2 rRNA genes are annotated in these 4,401 nt (G+C 62.6%); both read right to left on the bottom strand.

Features of this window, described 5'->3' with window-relative positions:
• Positions 1–2,217: ribosomal RNA gene (locus FGQ67_RS09900) — 23S ribosomal RNA — on the bottom strand; the annotation flags it as partial.
• 397 nt (positions 2,218–2,614) lie between these two features.
• A 16S ribosomal RNA gene (locus FGQ67_RS09895) occupies positions 2,615–4,120 on the bottom strand.
• Positions 4,121–4,401: the final 281 nt, after the last annotated feature.

Genomic DNA, 4,401 nt, shown 5'->3' with positions numbered 1-4,401 from the left:
GCCTCCTGCCTATCCTCTACACGCGGGACCAGCGGCCAATGCCAAGCTGCAGTGAAGGTTCACGGGGTCTTTCCGTCCTTCCGCGGGTAAGTCGCATCTTCACGACCAGTGCAATTTCACCGGGTCCATGGTCGAGACAGCGCCCAAGTCGTTGCGCCTTTCGTGCAGGTCGGAACTTACCCGACAAGGAATTTCGCTACCTTAGGACCGTTATAGTTACGGCCGCCGTTTACCGGGGCTTGGCTTCGGGGCTTCGCGCGATGCGCTAACTCCTCCGCGTGACCTTCCGGCACCGGGCAGGCGTCAGACCCTATACGTCGCCTTGCGGCTTCTGCAGAGTCCTGTGTTTTTGGTAAACAGTCGCTTGGGCCTCTCCACTGCGGCCCGCCTCCGCTCCCGGAGCAAGTCCGTTCACGTACGCGCGGGCACCCCTTCTCCCGAAGTTACGGGGCCATTGTGCCGAGTTCCTTGACCATGGTTGACCCGATCGCCTCGGTATGTTCTACCCACCCACCTGTGTCGGTTTGCGGTACGGGCGCGCACGCGCCTGCCTAGGGGTTTTTCTAGGGACCTCGGGCTCACTCGCTTCGCTTAGTCGCTTCGTCCGGAGCCTCGCCCTGTGTGCGGACCGGATTTCCCTGGTCCGCGGGCCGCGCTCCATCACGGGGACGTCCAGAACCCCGCCGAGCCACCCCCATCCGTCGCCCCGTCGGTCGTAGCGCCGCGTGCGCGGTGCAGGAATGTCTGCCTGCTGCGCGTCGGCTACGCCTACCGGCCTCGCCTTAGCCCCCGACTGACCCTGGGAGGATTAGCCTTGCCCAGGAAACCTCGGGTTCACGGCGGACGAGTTACTCTCTCGTCTCTCGCTACTCATGCCAGCATTCTCACTCCCATGCGCTCCACCGTCGGTCGCCCTCCGGCTTCTCCGCCCATGGGAAGCTCCCCTACCGATTCTAATGAATTAAAATCCCGCCGCTTCGGTGTCCAGCTTAGCCCCGTGTATTGTCGGCGCATGTCCACTCGACCAGTGAGCTGTTACGCACTCTTTGAATGGATGGCTGCTTCTAAGCCAACATCCTGGTTGTCTGGGCGGACGCACATCCTTTGCCACTCGGCTGGAACTTGGGGACCTTAGCGGGCGGTCCGGGCTGTTTCCCTCTCGAGCACACAGCTTAGCCCACATGCTCTGACTGCCGCGCTCTGGGCCGCCGGCATTCGGAGTTCGGTTGGATTCGGTAGGCGGCGAAGCCCCCTCGTCCATCCGGTGCTCTACCTCCGGCGGTGAACGCGCGACGCTAGCCCTAAAGCTATTTCGGGGAGAACGAGATATCTCCGGGTTTGATTGGCCTTTCACCCCTATCCGCAGGTCATCGCCGCCGTTTTCAACCGACGTGCGTTCGGCCCTCCACGGGGTCTTACCCCCGCTTCAGCCTGCCCACGGATAGCTCACCCGGCTTCGCGTCCGCGGCGCGGGACTCAAGTCGCCCTGTTAAGGCTCGCTTTCGCTCCGGCTCCCTTTCGGTTAACCTCGCCCCGCGCCAGCGACTCGCTGGCTCATTCTACAAAAGGCACGCCGTCACACCCTTAAAGGGTGCTCCGACTGCTCGTGGGCGCACGGTTTCAGGTACTGTTTCACTCCCCTCCCGGGGTGCTTTTCACCTTTCCCTCACGGTACTGGTGCGCTATCGGTCACAGGGTAGTACTCAGGCTTGGATGGTGGTCCACCCAGGTTCGGACCGGGTTTCACGTGCCCGGCCCTACTCAGGGACCGCGTCGCGCCGTCCGGTCTGGGTTCGCGTACGGGGCTGTCACCCGCTGCGGCCGGCCCTCCCATGCCGTTCCGCTCCCCAGCCGGACCTGCGCCCGGGGGCGGCAGCCCCCGGATGCGCGGCCCTGCAACCCCGTCGGCGGAACCCCTGCCGGGTACGCCCGCTCGACGGTTTGGCCATCGGTCCCCTTTCGCTCGCCGCTACTCGGGGAGTCTCGAGATTGATTTCCTCTCCTCCGGGTACTTAGATGTTTCAGTTCCCCGGGTTGTCCTCCCCCCGCCTATGCGTTCAGCGGGGGGATATCCACACTGCTGTGGATGGGTTCGCCCATTCGGAGACCCCCGGGTCGAAGGATGTGTGCTCCTCGCCGGGGATTATCGCAGCTTGCCGCGTCCTTCATCGGCTCCCTGTGCCAAGGCATCCGCCGTGCGCCCGTGGTATCTTGCGGGACCGCATCGGGCCCGCGGGATATCCACGTGTCGCTAAAGTTAATTAATCGATATCATGAATAGCGCTCGTATGTCGCAATTCGGGTATCTCATACCGCGGCACAGTGTCTTCACTGTGCTCGCGATCAGATGCTCCTCACTCATTTATAAGTGAATTCTTCTTGTTTGGATCGGATGAATGATTGCTATCATTCTTACGTTTAATCGCAGAAAAGAATCGAGTCTGGAAGAGAATCTCTTCCATCTCTCTCCTATCGCTATGCGGCTCTCAAGGTACGCGGGTGCGACCCCGGGGACCGGGTGCTGCGGGGACATATCCTGGCGGACATCTACCGGACGGGCTCCTGCCCTCCATTCGAGTTAAAGTGTTTTCTCTCTAAGAACGTATCTCCCTAGAAAGGAGGTGATCCAGCCGCACCTTCCGGTACGGCTACCTTGTTACGACTTCACCCCCCTCACCCTCCACACCTTCGGCGCCTCCCCCCTCTCGGTTGGGCCGGCGACTTCGGGTGCAGACGACTCGGGTGGTGTGACGGGCGGTGTGTACAAGGCCCGGGAACGCATTCACCGCGGCATGCTGATCCGCGATTACTAGCAACTCCGACTTCATGGGGGCGGGTTGCAGCCCCCAATCCGAACTGGGGCCGGCTTTCCGGGATCCGCTCCCCCTCGCGGGGTGGCATCCCTCTGTACCGGCCATTGTAGCACGTGTGCAGCCCAGGGCATAAGGGGCATGATGACTTGACGTCGTCCCCGCCCTCCTCCGCCTTGACGGCGGCGGTCCCGCGTGGGTTCCCGGCATCACCCGATGGCAACACGCGGCGGGGGTTGCGCTCGTTGCGGGACTTAACCCAACATCTCACGACACGAGCTGACGACAGCCATGCACCACCTGTATGGGCTCCTCTCGGCCACGGGGTCTCCCCCGCTTCACCCATATGTCAAGCCCTGGTAAGGTTCTTCGCGTTGCTTCGAATTAAGCCACATGCTCCGCTGCTTGTGCGGGCCCCCGTCAATTCCTTTGAGTTTTAGCCTTGCGGCCGTACTCCCCAGGCGGGACGCTTAATGCGTTGGCTGCGGCACGGGGGGATCGTCCCCCCACACCTAGCGTCCATCGTTTACGGCTGGGACTACCAGGGTATCTAATCCTGTTCGCTCCCCCAGCTTTCGCGCCTCAGCGTCGGTCTCGGCCCAGAGGGCCGCCTTCGCCACCGGTGTTCCACCCGATATCTGCGCATTCCACCGCTACACCGGGTGTTCCACCCTCCCCTACCGGACCCAAGCCGCGGAGGTTCCGGGGGCTTCGGGGGGTTGAGCCCCCCGCTTCGACCCCCGGCCTGCCGGGCCGCCTACGCGCGCTTTACGCCCAATGAATCCGGATAACGCTCGCCCCCTACGTATTACCGCGGCTGCTGGCACGTAGTTAGCCGGGGCTTCTTCTGCAGGTACAGTCTTGACTCTTCCCTGCTGAAAGCGGTTTACGACCCGAAGGCCTCCGTCCCGCACGCGGCGTCGCTGCGTCAGGGTTCCCCCCATTGCGCAAGATTCCCCACTGCTGCCTCCCGTAGGAGTCTGGGCCGTGTCTCAGTCCCAATCTGGCCGGTCGGTCTCTCAACCCGGCTACCCGTTGTCGGCACGGTGGGCCGTCACCCCGCCGTCTACCTGATGGGCCGCGGAGCCATCCCCTCCCGTCGGGGCTTTAGCCGGGGTGCCATGCGGCACCCCGGGGTATCCGGTATTACCCGTCCTTTCGGGCGGCTATCCCGGGGGAGGGGGCAGGTTCTCCACGTGTTACTCAGCCGTTCGCCACTCGCTTCTATCCGAAGATAGGTGCCGTTCGACTTGCATGTGTTAGGCGCGCCGCCAGCGTTCATCCTGAGCCAGGATCGAACTCTCCGTCCAAAATATATGGGCTTCGAGCCCGTCCGGTCCTCTCAGTCCATCGCTGATCGGTTCCGTTCGATTCATATGGTTCTATTATAGGAAAAGGAATTTCTCGGGGCCGCCTCTCGGCGGCCTTGCGAAAAACAAATCCAAGTTAGACCATTTCAAATGGTTCGATGTCTGCCCGGATGCGACACTGAGTAGTGTCCATCCTCGCAGTATCCGGTTCTCAAGGTGCACGCCTGTGCGGCTGATCCGGTCCGACCGGGCCGCGCGGCAAGGAGATATATTGCCAGACC

Source organism: Collinsella aerofaciens, from assembly GCF_005845035.1.
Classification (GTDB): Bacteria; Actinomycetota; Coriobacteriia; order Coriobacteriales; family Coriobacteriaceae; genus Collinsella; species Collinsella aerofaciens_I.
The sequence above is the reverse complement of the archived record's forward strand: the minus strand, read 5'-3'. Positions and strand labels throughout refer to the sequence as shown.